Raw genomic sequence first — 14,939 nt, 5'->3', positions numbered from 1 at the left:
TAAGCTTCATACATGCGATCGCCTCATCGCGGCTAGTCAACACCCCAAAGACAATCCTGTTGATGTGTGGATAATCTCGGCATCAAGGTAAGTAAATCTTTTTGCGGTAGAGAAGACTTGCAGTAATAGGGATATTTTGGTTCTCTCGAACTGTAATCGTAAAATAGAGCAAATCGATCGCTATTCTCCGGCACTTTGCCTCGGTGGAAAATACTGCCAGTATCCACTAAAATTACCGTGCCAGCCGCACCAGTGCATGAGATCCATTCAGATTGAGGAATAATTGGTTCTACAGTCTTATCTTGTAGATAGCCGTGTTTGTATCCTAACGAATTAGATAAAAGCGCAGTCAAAGGTTTGGAAATGTATTGAAAAGGACCGTTACCTTCGCTGACATCATGTAAGTAAATGATAATTTTAAAGACACAGCGATCTTCTGTATCTATGTGCCAAAGCCTTGATTTAATTTTGACATCATTTGCTAGATCTTTCCGAAAGTATACGCCGTGATACGAGATCGGTAGACCAATGTAATTCTCGGTAATATCCAGCAATCTATCTTCTAATCCCCAGAGAAAAAGCTCTGGATGTTCTATAATTTGTGCGTTGCTGGCGTGAAGGGCAAATTCTTGTTTGTTGCTGGGTAAAACGTTTCGTAAGGTTGGCAGTATTTTTTTTACAGATGCCAGAACTGAAGGTGTAGAAGAAATATTTAATGCTTCTAAGGAAGTTATAAAAATTCCTTCTTGTTTGAGTGTCTTAACAATCTGAGAGTCGTTGGGAGTAAGTACGGGTAACTTATGAGTATGCTGCTCAACTGCCTCTTTATAAGCAAGTTCTGAGGGAATTGTAAATACTGGAGTATCAAAAATCTTTCTTAAGATTTTATTACGTACTTGATGTATTCTTTTTGTTATGAGCATCTCAGTTACTTATACGCTTACTCTTGATTTAAAAGTGTTTGTTTAACAGAGCTAATCGATCATTTCTATATTATGTATAAATTCTAACATACACTCGAACTACCTCTTTGGATAGAGATTTGAGATAAAGTGTGTGTAAATCTAAGTTGAAGAAACGATGAAGTGTTTGACGATCGCCGCTCTAGAATCGAGTGGAGAATGCATGGGAGAGCGATCGATGCTTACTTTTGCTGTACTCGCTGTGAACGAAACTTTGTGTGAATGGAAGTCATGCGCGCTTGCTAGAGGTGGATTTAGTTAAAATACTGTTTGTCATAAGCAAATTCCGCGAAATATAGCTCAATTTCACGTAGATGTAATATATTGTTACGAATGACTTGTGGATATTGGCAATACATCGCGTCATCCACTGCACCGTTAAGCTCTGCGATCGCCAATTTTACGATTCGTTAGCAGGAGAGACTGTTTGAACAATGCTTTCTCTCTGCGGTGGTTTAACTAACCAACGCTGGCTAATAGCCACGAACAACACGGTTAACCCCTGAATCGCAAAAACAATCGTTACGGGAACACCTGCGCTGCGTTGCATGACATTTGCACCGCTACGGAGGGCGCTAAAAAATAGAGAAGTGAGAACAACTCCGAGAACGCTACCGCGACTCAAAAAAGCGATCGCGATCGCATCAAAGCCGTAACCGGGCGAAACTTGCTCGAACAGGCGAAATTTCAACCCCATCACCTCCGATGCACCAGCCAACCCCGCCAAACCACCCGCCAGCGCCATGACAAGCACGATCGTACGTTGTACCGATATACCACCATAACGGGCTGCAATTGGGTTCATTCCCACGGCGGCGGTACGATAACCAAAAGGCGATCGCTGCAACAGTACCCATAACACCCCAGCCGCTACGAGTCCGACTAAAATTCCTGCATGGGCTAAACTGCCTGGTAGAATAATCGGCAATTGGGCAGAACGGGGAATGATGGGAGAATAAGGGCTAGGTGCATTGGGAGCCATTAACGGTCCTTGCACGAGGTAACTGACTAAGTTGAAAGCAATATAATTGAGCAACAGCGTAGTAATGACTTCATTGACTCCCCGCACTGCTTTCAGATAACCAGGAATTAAACCCCAAATTCCCCCAAACAGAAAACCCGCTAGTAGTGCTAAAGGGACGTGAATTAATGCAGGTATACCTTTGATAGATAATCCTGCGATCGCACTTCCTAGCGCACCCATATAAATCTGTCCTTCGCCGCCAATATTAAATTGTCCAGCTCGTAAAGCTACTAGAACCCCTAGACTGGTTAGTAGTAGGGGAGCCATTTTTGTGAGCGTATTACCAAAACCGAAATAAGTAGAGAGGGATTCTTGAAATAGGGCTGTATAAGCCGCGATCGGATTTGCCCCTGCAACTAACATCAATCCCGCACCTACAAGTAACGCTGAAGCGATCGCGACTACTGGAGGTAGCAAAGATGGGAAAATTGCCAATATTTGCTGAAAAATCTTCTGCAATTTTAAAATTAATCTTTATTTTAAGTTCGTGGGCTGCGTTAACAAGGTAACTTATCCTACATCTTACTAACTCGAAGCACTGGTGTAAAACCGTAAAGCAAACCGCCAAAATACAGTAGCGATCGCAAATAAAAATAGCGCCAATACTCCCGCACCAATTACCCAGCCTAACTGAACTCTTCCCAACATTGTCTCGGCTGGAACTGTGGTGAGAAAAGCGACGGGAACGACAAAGGTAAAGAAGAAACGATAGGCAATTGGATAAGCTACCATTGGATACCGTCCTGCTTCTAATAATCCTCGTAATACCTCGGTGACGTTATAAATTTTGACAAACCAAATACTTGTCGCCCCTAGCATAAACCACAAGCTGTAGAGGCTGATAAAACCAAAGATTAATGGAATTGCACTCAGTAAGTAGTCACCAATTGTTAAACCGAGTAGACTCCCAGCGTAACCGATGATGATGCTACCGAAAAGAATATCGGGAACTCCCCAAGGGGAAAGGGTGTGGGTAGAAAGCCAAAATTGGCTATTAATTGGTTTTAACAGCACGAAATCCAACGTTCCCTGTTGGACATAGGTGACAATTTTGTTGAGATTAGGCGAGAGAAACGTACTGGAAAAGCCTTGAAGTACAGTAAAAACACCCAGTACGATTAAGGCTTCTTGCCAACGCCAGCCTTCAAAAGTATAGCCAGTGCCATTATAGAATAGGGAAAGCCCGAATAAACTGCCTGCAAGATTGCCAAGGCTGGTGAGGGTTGCTAAAACAAAATTAGCGCGGTATTCTAACTCAGCCGCGATCGCGGCACTCCACAACAGCTTAATTACGTCTAGATATCGATTCACGTTAAGGCTGTCTATCGATCGTCATTCCTAATTCTAAACGAGATATTCCTCCCTATCTGCGATCGGTTAATCCATGCCCGCCCAGATCGACTAAATCTGGTAGGCTAAATGTTTTTGTTGCGTGTTGAGAACTATTTTCCAATAAATCGACGTGACGAGTTTCCATCAAATCGATATGACGTGTTGGCATATGTTGTTTCGATCTGCGCGAAGAACGGCTACCTCTAATCTCAAAATACTGTAGAGTCTTGGCAGCTTCAGCATCCGCCGGACGCGAGAAGAAATAACCCTGTCCGTAATCGCATCTTAAGGCTTGCAATTGATACATTTGCTTTTTCGTTTCTACCCCTTCAGCAACCACATTGATGCCCAAGTTCCACGCCATAGAGACGATAGTACGGATCATCTCAATTTTTTCTGGATCGCAATCAATATCGTTAACGAAAGAACGATCGATCTTCAGCGTATCTATGGGTAGGCGATGGAGATAGCTGAGGGAAGAATAACCCGTGCCAAAATCATCGATCGCCAATTGGATTCCCAAGGTCTTCAACTGCTGCAAAATAGTAACCGCAGCATCAACATTATCCATCAGTACGCTTTCAGTAATTTCTAACTTCAAGCTACTGGGAGAAAGTCCAGTTTTGTGCAGAATTTGTTTAACTTCCCGCGCCAGATCGGGTTGCGTCAATTGCTTGCCAGAAAGATTGACATTCACTGTTAATCGAGAGTCAACTACAGAATGCTGTTGCCAAGTGCGTAACTGCTGACACACTTGTTCGAGTATCCACCAACCAATCGGGACGATCGATCCAGTTTCTTCGGCTACAGGAATGAATTCTGCGGGTGATACCCAGCCTCGTTGGGGATGCTGCCAACGAATTAATGCTTCAAATCCAGCAACTCGACCGCTGTTGAGCGAGACAATTGGCTGGTATACTACCATGAACTCTTTGTGTTCTAGCGCCCGCCGCAGGTCAATTTCGAGCTGCATTCTGGCGATCGCCCGATCGTGAATGGCAGGTTCAAAGACTTCCGATCGCGCTTTACCCATAGCTTTAGCACGATACATGGTCATATCGGCATCTCGCAGCACGTCTTCCGAATGTTCGTACCCGCTATGACTTAAAGCAATCCCAATACTAGCGGTGCAAAAAACTTCATTGCCTTTGAGGTTGAAGGGGGTTGACAATTCTCGATGAATTCGATCTGCAATTTGCCGAACTCGAAGAGCGTCGCAATTTTCCAACAGGATCGTAAACTCATCTCCTCCTAACCTAGAGAGAGTGCTATTGGATGGTAAGCACGCTTTTAAGCGAGTTGCGATCTCCAACAGGAGGCGATCGCCCATAGCATGACCTAAACTATCGTTGACCACTTTAAAGCGATCGAGATCTAAAAATAGGAGGGCAAATTGAGATTTCGGGTCTTGTTTTGTTTGGTGAATGGCTTTTTCTAATTGCTCCATGAACCAGAGACGATTTGGTAGACCTGTTAACCCATCGTGGAAAGCATCGTGCAGTAATTTCGCCTCAGCTGCCTTTTGTTGAGTAATGTCAGTTTGAGAACCTGCCATGCGGTAAGGTTTGCCTTCAGAGTCGCGCACGGCTAGCCCCCGACAAAGCATCCAACCGTAGCTACCATCCTGACGCAATAACCGATATTCAGTTTCAAAATGGTTGGTTAACCCCGCTAAATGGGCGCTTAATTTTCCTTGGAACTGAGCTTTATCTTCAGCATGTATGCGATCGAACCATTCTGCTAAAGTATTACCTACTTCTTTCTCCTCATAACCCAACATCGATTTCCAACGAGGAGAATAATAAATCTGATTGCTTCTGATATTCCAGTCCCACAAACCATCGTGAGCGCTCTGCGCGATTAAAGCATAACGTTCGCGGCTCTCTTGCAGTGCTTTTTGTGCTTGGTGGAGTTCGTTGATTTTTGTTTGTAATTCGCGATTCGATCGCGCCAATTGCTTGTAAAGTTGAGTTTGGTGTAAAAGTCGGCGGACTCGCTGCCGTAAAACAGCCCAGTGAATCGGTTTTGTCACAAAGTCGCTTGCACCAGCGCGGAAGGCGCGATCGACTGATTCTTGGTCTTCTAGAGCCGTGATAATTAAGATAGGTGCGTGTTTGGAGCGAGAAAGAGCTTGTAGCTGACCGCAGCAAGTAAAGCCATCCATCACGGGCATGAGTGCATCGAGCAAGACCAAATCTGGATGAACTTGAGTATACGCCTCTAACGCTTGCTGTCCGTTTACCGCTTCTACTACCCTGTAGCCATCCTTCTCCATTGCTTGACGCAGTAAAATCCTCATGGTTCTATCGTCGTCCACCACGAGAATTAAGGGTGTAGTTGAAGAGACGGGGTTAGAGTTCATAGTGACGAACACCCATAAGAAGTAGGAAAGATTAGTAAAGTTGCAGTAGAAGAGCAAGACTTTTTGCACTGCCAACTGTCTGGTGTTACCAGTACTGGTATTGCCAGTATTGTTATTGGCACTCGCGTTGAGAGAATCAATCGTAATAGATGCAGCACTTGAACTCTGAATAGCAAACTATGAGTCACATATTCTACCGAGCCGCAAAGTCTGCTGGATCTCGTAGCTTCACTATGGACTACTATTGTCAGCTTTCACATCGAGTAAATCACGCAATTTTGTCCCACTCTCATAAATTTTTGATAAAGAAAATTTTAGGGAAATCAGAATATTCTCCCTGCTCTCTGCTCTTGCGCTCGTGCGCTCCCTCTTCACTGATAACTGATAACTAATTCCGGGAATACTAAATGCGAACGTAGCGTGAAGCATTTGTCGGATTGGAAATTAAGATATGGCTTCTAGTCGAATAGCAATTGGCAAGATAGCACGGCGAACATTATTAAAAATAACACTGAGAGTAACTCTTGTGATTATTGCTGCTAGTGCGATCGGTTATCTTCATGTTTTATCGAATTTAGAATCTCATGTGCGAGAAGACCTCAAACAATATGTAATTGAACGAGGTCGGCAAGAGAGCAATTTTTTGGCTCTCGCAGCAGCAACTCAGGACGAGCGACGCTTAACCTCAACCGATCGTGACATTCTGCTCGACGATCTAGTTAAGAGAACGACAAACGAGTGGTTGCCAGGATCGTACAGCATGATTTTTCACTCCGACGGTCGCCTAATTGCTCATCCAAATTTGATGTCACAAATTCAAACTAGTCAGGGTAAATTTTATCTCGATCGCGCGGACGATTTGCATTTGCAAACTATTTTTAAATTAGTTAAGCATAGTCAACCCGGACAAACAGTCATAGATAACGTCAAGAATAACGAGTATCTTGCTGTTGCTAGTATTCCCACTCTTAATTGGTATTTCGTAGTTGTCCTTCCCAAGTCATTCTTGTTCCAGCAAGCATGGTCTAACGCTAAATTTATCCCGATCTTAGGGCTATTATCGCTATTAACAGAAGTTGCCTTAATATTTGTCACTTTACGCCAGCAAATTGCTAAACCTTTAAGGAGATTGCTGACAGCCACAGAGCTGATTGCGGCGGGAAACTTAGATGTCCAACTAGATGCCGACAGAAAAGATGAATTGGGGTATCTGGCGACATCATTTAACAAGATGGCAAATGCGATCGCGCATCGGGATACCCAGTTAGCAGAGCAAAATACGAAGCTAGAACGAGAAGTAGCCGCGAGAACGGCAGCTTTACAGGCAGCCTTAGAGCAAGCAGAAGCCGCTAGTATGCAACTTGTAGAATCAAAAACAGCATTGGAAGTGTTGCAGTTGGAAACGCAGATGGCTCGTACCACAGCTGAGGCTGCCAATCAAGCTAAAAGTGCGTTTCTCGCCAACATGAGCCATGAAATCCGTACTCCCATGAATGGAGTGATTGGCATGACAGGTTTGCTGCTCAATACATCCCTAACTCCTCAGCAGCAAGATTTTGTAGATACGATCCGCAGAAGCGGCGATGCTTTACTGACAATCATCAACGACATTCTAGACTTTTCCAAAATTGAATCAGACAAGTTGGATTTAGAAGAACAACCCTTCGATTTGCGAGTTTGTATTGAAAATTCTCTCGATGTGCTAGCTCCTCAAGCTGCGGACAAGAACCTGGAGCTGGCTTACCTGCTCGATCCACAAACACCAGCTACGATTATGGGAGACGTGACGCGGCTATGTCAAATTCTAGTCAACCTGCTGAGCAATGCAGTTAAGTTTACGGAGCATGGAGAAGTTGTAGTTTCAGTCACGACTAAAGAGATAAATAGTAGCAAGTACCTAGAGGGGAGAAAAAAAGAGCAACTACCGCAGACTGCCGATTATCTCATGCCGACATTCTATGAAATTCAATTTGCCGTTAAAGACACCGGGATTGGAATTCCTAGCGATCGCATGGATCGGTTATTTAAGTCCTTCAGTCAAGTCGATACTTCCACTACTCGTCAATATGGCGGGACGGGGTTGGGTTTAGCAATTTCTCAGCGTTTAAGTGTGATGATGGGCGGGAGAATGTGGGTAGAGAGCCAAGTCGGTGTTGGTTCTACCTTCTACTTTACGATCGCGGTAGCAGCACCCAATATCGTGCAGCATGAAAGTTCCTGTATTTTGCCGCAATTGCACGGTAAGCGTTTGTTAATTGTGGACGATAGTGCTACCAATCGTAAAATTCTGATGCTGCAAGCTCAATCTTGGGGAATGCTTCCCCGTGCAGCTACTTCTGGTGCAGAGGCATTGGAATGGTTGCAACGTGGCGATCCTTTCGATCTAGCAGTGTTAGATATGCAAATGCCGCAGATGGATGGTTTGAGCCTAGCTACAACTATCCACCAACACTCTAACTATCGCAAGCTACCTTTAGTCATCTTGACTTCTATGGGTAAGCCAGAAGTCGCCAGTCAAAGTACAGCAGTCAAGTTATCTGCCTGTCTGACAAAGCCTGTCAAACAATCTCAGCTATATAACGTACTGTTGCAAATTTTGAGCGAACAATCGCAGCCATCCCAAGTTGCGCCATTTTTGCCTAAATCCTCAACTCTTAGCGCTCAAATAGCGCAAACTCATCCTTTAAATATTTTATTAGCTGAAGATAATACGGTAAATCAGAAGGTAGCGTTGTTAATGTTGCAGCAAATGGGATATCGGGCAGATGTTGCTAACAATGGACTGGAAGTTCTAGCCGCGCTGCAACGTCAGCCTTACGATGTCGTGTTGATGGACGTACAGATGCCAGAAATGGATGGATTGGAGGCAGCAAGACAAATTTGCCAGCGGTGGTTCCCTCCGCATAAACCGCGAATTGTCGCCATGACTGCAAATGCCATGCAAGGCGATCGCGAAGCCTGTCTCTATGCTGGTATGGACGATTACCTAACTAAACCCGTGAAGATCGAGCATTTGGCTCAGGCTTTGAGTCAGTGCCATCCCGTAGGTGTTGGCAGCAGGGAGCAGGGAGCAGGGAGTAGGGAGCAGGGGGACAAGGGGGACAAGGGGGACAAGGGGGACAAGGGGACAAGGGGGACAAGGGGGACAAGGGGACAAGGGGGACAAGGGGACAAGGGGGACAAGGGGACAAGGGGGACAAGGGGACAAGGGGGACAAGGGAGAAATTAGTCACGCACCACGACGCGGCTTTATTGCGGAGGAACCGGACGCTCCCGCCCGCTTCACCACCTACCACGCACCACCTTTACCCTCTCCTGCAATCGATCCTAAAGCTTTGCAAGCATTAGAGGAGATGGCGGGGGAAGGTGGAGCAGCAACGATCGCAGTGGTAGTTGATGCTTATTTAGAAGATGCACCGAAATTAATTCAAACAATGCAAATCGCGATCGCATCTGTAAATGCTACAGAATTACAACGAGCAGCCCATACTCTCAAATCTAGTAGCGCTACTTTGGGCGCAATGTATTTCAGTCAGCTATCAAAGCAATTAGAAATCATCGGACGTAATGGCACAATTGAATTCCCAAAGAGTAGAGAAATTGTCTCTGAGCTTGAGGCTGAGTACATAAAAGTTAAAGCAGAACTAAAGAAATACTTAAATACTACTGGGTTATCAAATAACTCGTAGTACTGATTACAAAATATTTTCAGCTTGTTGACCCGTTAAACTTCGTCTGATATTGTGACGTTGGAATTAAGTAAGAGTAAAGTCAATATTAATAGCTGCCAATCGAAATTACTTTCTCTCAATTGATTGAGGGTTGTCTGGGCAGTTCGTTTGCGTCAATTGTAGGTCAAGTGTTCTTCAGTAAGAAAAACATATTTTGGCAATCAACCCATAAATCGAAGTTGACCTCAACATATAATTCACGGCAAATTGTATAGAAGGAGAATCACAACTTAATCAATTTAACGATCCAGGTTCGAGACAAGAAACAGCAGACAACCATATCCTCAAATAAGGAGAGTGAGCCATGTTTCAAGTCGGCGATCGCGTTATTCATCACGCTAGCGGACAATCTGGTAATGTCATCGGTTACGGACACCAGATTATTGATGGAGTTTATCAGCCAACCTTAATAGTCAGAGTCGTGAGAGATAGGGAATTAAGGCAAACAGGTGTGGTTGAAGACTTATCAGCTAACTGGATACCGAGTGAAGAGGAAATACACTCGCAAGTTGCTTGAATCAAATTACATAAATGAAATGAGAGCGCACGATTTGGCGCTCTTATTTTTTGCGATCGAGTAGAGTCTGACGCGCTATGCCGTAACCTATTCACCAATATCCTCATTCCAAAGAGAGGGATTTTTTTCAATAAAATCTCCCATCATTCGCTTGCACTCATACATATTTAAATCGATAACTTCTACGCCATGTGCCTCCATAAAGTCTTTGGCTCCAGCAAAGTTGGCAGATTCAGCCGCAATCACTTTTTTAATCCCAAACTGCACCACAGCACCAGCACAGAGATAACAAGGCATCAATGTGGAATAAAGAGTTGTACCTTTATAGTTACCGATTCTACCTGCGTTGCGGAGGCAATCGATTTCTGCATGGGTCACGGGATCGCCGTCTTGAACTCGCTTATTGTGTCCCTGACCGACAATTTTGCCATCTTTGACTAGTACCGAACCGATGGGAATACCTCCTTCTGCTAACCCTTGTTGTGCTTGAGCGATCGCTTCTGCCATAAATTCATCCATGAATAATTCTCCTATTTATGTCTAAACAACTCGTACTTATGGATTGTGACGGTGGTGTAGATGATTATCTAGCAACTATGCTACTGATGACGATGGAACGAGTTGAATGTCTGGGCGTTGTTGTCACTCCAGCTGATTGTTACGCCCACGCCGCCGTCAGTGCTACCCGTAAAATTCTCGATTTCATGGGATGCGATCGCGTTCCGGTTGCAGCTAGTACCGTGCGCGGGATTAATCCTTTCCCCCGTCTCTATCGTCGCGATTCTCTCATTGTCGATTGCCTACCCATTCTCAACCAGCAAGATACCATTTGCACGTCTTTGGTTGAGCAAACAGGTCAGGAGTTTACCATCCATACGTTGCTGAATGCGCCAGAACCCGTAACCTTGATGGTAACTGGTCCCTTGACCACTATTGCAGTTGCTTTAGATACGGCTCCAGAAATCGAAGCTAAGATTCAACGCTTGGTTTGGATGGGTGGGGCGCTAAATGTCCCTGGTAATGTGGAAAAAAGCATCGAGCCAGGACAGGATGGTTCGGCGGAATGGAATGCTTACTGGGATGCAATGGCTGTCGATCGCGTTTGGCAGACACAGATTCCGATTGTGATGTGTCCTCTGGATTTAACAAATAATGTTCCAGTCACAGCCGCGATCGTGCGGCAAATGGGCAAACAGCGTCATTATCCCCTTTCAGACTTGGTAGGACAGTGTTATGCCTTGGTCATTCCTCAAGATTATTATTTTTGGGATGTGTTAGCCACAGCATATCTAGCTCATCCAGAGTTTTATCAACTGCGAGAATGGGAAACCACAATTATCACTACAGGTGCAAGCCAAGGTCGCACCAAAATTCAACCTGGCGGGCGCAAAGTTCAAGTCATGGAGCGAGTCGATCGCGAGATATTTTATGAGTACATATTACAGCAGTGGCAAAGATGAGGGACAGTTATCAGTGACTAGTGACTAGGGGCTGGTGGCTAGAATCGTTTCTAACCACTAGTCACCAGCCACCAGCCACTCATCAATAACCGTTGCTTTCTTAAAAATATGTAGATTTTTATTAACAATTGCTGCGTTTATCTACTCCTAATGGACTAAGCAATAATACTTGAGTGGTTTAGGGTAAATAAATGTTAAGAAATAAATAGTAATCTTGCATAAAATTCCCAAAAAATTTCATAATTAATCCTAATTAGATCCAAATTTGAGTGACCTGCAAGAAGTATCTAGGGATATTTAGCCTAGTGAAGCAATTTCAACTGCAAGCGAAATAGTATCAAAGGAAACAAGTGCTGTCAGATCGCAGGGGGCAGCGCGATCGATCTTGTGTTGCGATCGCAGCCTAGTTGAGTTTTTCATAAGTTGCCGTCAATCTCATCGTCAGAAGCCAGGAGTATTGCAAATGTTTGGTTCGATCAAAAAAATACTGAGTGGGATAGTGTCTTTCTTTTTAGGTTTTTTCAGTAGCAAAAAATCCTTAGAAGGTAAACCCGATAAACCTCGCAAGCGTAATGGTTATTTTCTTGAATTAGAAGAAACAGAAGTCCCTAAAGAACTAAAAGCTGCTGCTAAATCAATTGCTTCAGCAACCAACGAAGTTAAAGCTAAAGCGTCAGAACTCGTCACTGCTGCAACAACCAAAGAATCTGAGTCTAACGCTAAAGCAGAGCCAGCTAAAGCAGAGCCAGCTAAGGCAGAGAAGGTAAAAACAGCTGATGCAGCTACACCAGCCAAAGCAGAAACGGGAAAAGCTGAGGTTCCTACTAAGAAACAACCCCCTAAAGTAGAAGTAGAATTGGTGCAAACTGCTGAGGGAGTCAAAGCTCAGGCTGTTAAGCCAACCAAACCAGTGAAAGCTGTTGCTGATAGCAATGGTAAGGCTGCTTCTACATTTGCGCCCAACTACCTGATGCCGTCTGCTTCTAACAGCCGTCGTCGCCCAGGAGCAAATATGAATTCTTTCTTGGATATGGCACGCCAGGTTAAGACTCCTGGTTAGATTGAAGTAGAAAATGTAGGGTGTGGCGATCGCCTCTCTACATTAATTTTTCCTTCCTTTTAAGAAAAACTAATCCACTGTAGAGATGGAATGCTGCATCCCAGTTGGAGGGATCGCGGCGGAACAGATGGATGTGAGATGGAATTGGAGCGAGCAAATCGCTCCAATCCAAAGCTGTATTGGCAAAAATGGTAAAATCTGACCAGGATTCAGCGCGTTCGAGTTTTTGGTCGAGAAAATTCTGTAAATGATTCCAGTTAATTCTGACGGTTGTTTGATTGTGCGTTTGCTGCTCGGAAAAAGAAATGCCGTTGTGGAACATATAATCGCGATCGCATAGTCGCACGATATAACCGCGATCGCTTAAGTGTAAATCGCAGAATTGCGCGTAGTCTTGAGTCTGAGTTTTGCGTTGTAGCTTGCCACGTACATTTATGTCTACAACTTGCTCGAAAAGGGGTAATAACCCCATCACTTTATGAGTCACTTCCGACCATTGAAAGCTCAGAAAACTCAGCTCATCTACTTCATTTTGACAAACAACACTGGCTGCTGGAGCGACTTCAAAATATCGCGCTTGAAAAACTTGGATTTGTTCGATTTCTGCCAAAGTTGCCCAAAAACAAGGAATGTCAGCAGCTAAAAGTTGTTGACCGAAAAATTGTAATTCGCCAATTGCACCTGTACGATACAGCCGCCAACCGCGACTTGGTAGCTGAAGTCGAGCTGTATAAGGGTCAATCTGCATGATTTGGGATAATCTGCGGGCAGCTTCAGACTTGCGATCGCTAGCAATCGGTTCTAATACCAACACGCCTTTTTGCATGTTATCTGGATCGGCAATAGCTTGGGCGATCGCCTGCTGGCGTTGTGCCTTGAGCAGTGATTCGATGCGGGTTATACCTTGACGCGCTTGCGCCATAATCCTAGCGTGAACGTGAACCGAACTCAGTAACAGTTGCCGATAAATCTCTGCTGCTGTATCTAATTTGCCAGATATTTCATCTAATCTACCCGAGTAGAATTGTACCCAAGGGTCTGTGGGAGAACTATGTCGCAGCTGCTGTAATAACTGGGCTGCGGTGTCATAATCTTGGCGTTCAAAAGCAGCAGCAATGAGATCGAGCATCAATAGGACAAGAGAGCAACTGTATTTATGTTGCCCAAAATGTCAGTTGTCAGCTATCAGTTATCAGTGACTAGTGACTAGTGGCTGGTGGAACCAGAATTCTCCCCCTTGTCTCCCTTCGCCCCCTAATCCCCACTCTCTTCGGTCGTGGGGAAGAGCGAGTTCCCCCTTGTCCCCCTTGTCCCCCTTGTCCCCCTTGTCCCCTTTATCCCCCTCAGCTCTCTTCCAGCATTGGTTATCCCTAGTTAAGGCAACAACGATAATGTTAAACTTGTTTTCAGCACTATTTATGGTATGTAGTCACCGAACAAACGAACTTTAGGGAAGACTACAATTGAATTGATGATTTTGAGGAAAGAGATAGAATGACCCAAGTGCTTCTCGGAGAAAATGAAGGAATTGATTCGGCATTACGGCGGTTCAAGCGCCAAGTATCAAAAGCAGGAATTTTGGCAGATGTAAAATATCATCGTCATTTTGAAACACCCCAAGAGAAACGCAAACGCAAAGCTGTTGCAGCTCGACGCAAGCGACGGATGAGATAGATAGATCGGAAATTTAAATTTAATATATTCTCAATTGGTGACGCTGCTTAACTGAATTGAAGGAAGTAAGTCATCGTATCAGATAAAAAGTGAGATAAGGATACAAAATAGGCGATCGCTAGTTACCTACAGCCTGTTTTGTATCCTTCGCGTTTAATAAGATATTGCGGTTGTTATAACGGTTCATTGCTTGCGCGACTCCTTGCTTTAAGCTTAGTTCTACAGCTTCTAACGCCATTTGCAAAACTTCAGCTACTAATGGGGTTTGATCTGAGGAAAAGCGTCCCAGCACGTAAGATATAGTCGATGCGTCTTCCTTGGTATTGTTGCCTTGAGGTCTACCGATACCGATTCGTAGGCGGGGAAAGTTTTGCGTTCCTAAGTGAGCGATCGCACTTTTCATTCCATTGTGTCCGCCAGCCGAACCGGATAAGCGCAGACGAATTTTTCCCAAGGGGAGATCCATATCGTCGTAAATTGCCAGTACCGATTCTGGTGGTAGCTTATACCAATCCGTGACGGCGCGAATTGCCTGACCGGAATTATTCATATATGTTAAGGGTTTGAGTAAGCGGATTTTACCTGCATTACTCCTACCTTCACCAAATATGCCCTGAAATTTGCGATTGTCTGCCAGTGGAATTTGCCAAGCACGAGCGATCGCATCAACAGCAGCAAAACCAATATTGTGGCGGGTTTGGTCGTATTTAGGCTCTGGGTTTCCCAGACCAACAATGAGTTGCGGCACAATGAGAACTTGATTGGAAGTTGAATTAGACGCGATCGCTTCTGTCATTACACCTATCGATCTAGCTTT

At 44.5% G+C, this 14,939-nt stretch carries 14 protein-coding genes; 6 read left to right on the top strand and 8 right to left on the bottom strand.

Annotation, left to right across the window (positions count from 1 at the left end):
- Nucleotides 1-32 precede the first annotated feature (32 nt).
- From M5J74_RS27435 to M5J74_RS27420, 4 genes are all read right to left on the bottom strand, one after another.
- Nucleotides 33-923, bottom strand: a complete 891-nt coding sequence (locus M5J74_RS27435) for a 2OG-Fe(II) oxygenase (RefSeq protein ID WP_250014398.1) — start codon at nt 921-923, stop codon at nt 33-35.
- Between the two features lie 439 nt (nt 924-1,362).
- Complete coding sequence (locus M5J74_RS27430; protein ID WP_250014397.1) at nt 1,363-2,445, bottom strand: ABC transporter permease; 1,083 nt, start codon at nt 2,443-2,445, stop codon at nt 1,363-1,365.
- A 66-nt stretch (nt 2,446-2,511) separates the two neighbouring features.
- Nucleotides 2,512-3,297 carry an ABC transporter permease gene (locus M5J74_RS27425; protein WP_015157046.1) on the bottom strand — a complete coding sequence of 262 codons (786 nt, stop codon included), beginning with the start codon at nt 3,295-3,297 and terminating at the stop codon, nt 2,512-2,514.
- A 52-nt stretch (nt 3,298-3,349) separates the two neighbouring features.
- Nucleotides 3,350-5,617, bottom strand: coding sequence for a bifunctional diguanylate cyclase/phosphodiesterase (locus M5J74_RS27420; RefSeq protein WP_181824235.1), 2,268 nt, complete (start codon nt 5,615-5,617; stop codon nt 3,350-3,352).
- A 514-nt stretch (nt 5,618-6,131) separates the two neighbouring features.
- On the opposite strand from M5J74_RS27420, the gene M5J74_RS27415 reads away from it, so the two are divergent.
- From M5J74_RS27415 to M5J74_RS27405, 3 genes are all read left to right on the top strand, one after another.
- Nucleotides 6,132-8,909 (top strand): response regulator, encoded by a 2,778-nt coding sequence (locus M5J74_RS27415; RefSeq protein WP_250014389.1) that lies wholly within the window; start codon nt 6,132-6,134, stop codon nt 8,907-8,909.
- Nucleotides 8,910-9,033: 124 nt separating this feature from the next.
- Nucleotides 9,034-9,369 (top strand): Hpt domain-containing protein, encoded by a 336-nt coding sequence (locus M5J74_RS27410; protein ID WP_371934091.1) that lies wholly within the window; start codon nt 9,034-9,036, stop codon nt 9,367-9,369.
- A 346-nt stretch (nt 9,370-9,715) separates the two neighbouring features.
- Nucleotides 9,716-9,928, top strand: coding sequence for a hypothetical protein (locus tag M5J74_RS27405; RefSeq protein ID WP_132867019.1), 213 nt, complete (start codon nt 9,716-9,718; stop codon nt 9,926-9,928).
- Nucleotides 9,929-10,015: 87 nt separating this feature from the next.
- On the opposite strand, the gene M5J74_RS27400 is transcribed toward M5J74_RS27405, so the two are convergent.
- A complete protein-coding gene (locus M5J74_RS27400) occupies nt 10,016-10,447 on the bottom strand; it encodes a nucleoside deaminase (RefSeq protein WP_106547510.1) in 432 nt (143 codons plus the stop codon).
- Between the two features lie 17 nt (nt 10,448-10,464).
- Here M5J74_RS27400 and M5J74_RS27395 point away from each other — a divergent pair, with 17 nt between their 5' ends.
- A complete protein-coding gene (locus M5J74_RS27395) occupies nt 10,465-11,388 on the top strand; it encodes a nucleoside hydrolase (protein ID WP_015157041.1) in 924 nt (307 codons plus the stop codon).
- Between the two features lie 297 nt (nt 11,389-11,685).
- On the opposite strand, the gene M5J74_RS32950 is transcribed toward M5J74_RS27395, so the two are convergent.
- Nucleotides 11,686-11,808, bottom strand: coding sequence for a hypothetical protein (locus M5J74_RS32950; protein ID WP_255410047.1), 123 nt, complete (start codon nt 11,806-11,808; stop codon nt 11,686-11,688).
- Nucleotides 11,809-11,851: 43 nt separating this feature from the next.
- Between M5J74_RS32950 and M5J74_RS27390 the strand changes: the two genes are divergently transcribed.
- Nucleotides 11,852-12,448, top strand: a complete 597-nt coding sequence (locus M5J74_RS27390; protein WP_250014387.1) for a hypothetical protein — start codon at nt 11,852-11,854, stop codon at nt 12,446-12,448.
- A 37-nt stretch (nt 12,449-12,485) separates the two neighbouring features.
- Here M5J74_RS27390 and M5J74_RS27385 read toward each other — a convergent pair whose 3' ends face one another.
- Nucleotides 12,486-13,577: a M48 family metallopeptidase gene (locus M5J74_RS27385; protein WP_250014378.1), complete on the bottom strand. Its 1,092-nt coding sequence runs from the start codon at nt 13,575-13,577 to the stop codon at nt 12,486-12,488.
- A gap of 365 nt (nt 13,578-13,942) precedes the next feature.
- Here M5J74_RS27385 and rpsU point away from each other — a divergent pair, with 365 nt between their 5' ends.
- Nucleotides 13,943-14,122: a 30S ribosomal protein S21 gene (rpsU, locus tag M5J74_RS27380; protein WP_015157038.1), complete on the top strand. Its 180-nt coding sequence runs from the start codon at nt 13,943-13,945 to the stop codon at nt 14,120-14,122.
- A 118-nt stretch (nt 14,123-14,240) separates the two neighbouring features.
- Here the strand turns inward: rpsU and pth are convergent, their stop codons facing one another.
- Nucleotides 14,241-14,918, bottom strand: coding sequence for an aminoacyl-tRNA hydrolase (pth, locus tag M5J74_RS27375; protein WP_127022176.1), 678 nt, complete (start codon nt 14,916-14,918; stop codon nt 14,241-14,243).
- Between the last annotated feature and the right edge of the window lie 21 nt (nt 14,919-14,939).

The organism is Chroococcidiopsis sp. CCNUC1 (assembly GCF_023546805.1).
Taxonomy (GTDB): domain Bacteria; phylum Cyanobacteriota; class Cyanobacteriia; order Cyanobacteriales; family Chroococcidiopsidaceae; genus Chroococcidiopsis; species Chroococcidiopsis thermalis.
Note: the sequence above shows the minus strand (reverse complement) of the source record. Positions and strands in the feature narration are given on the sequence as shown.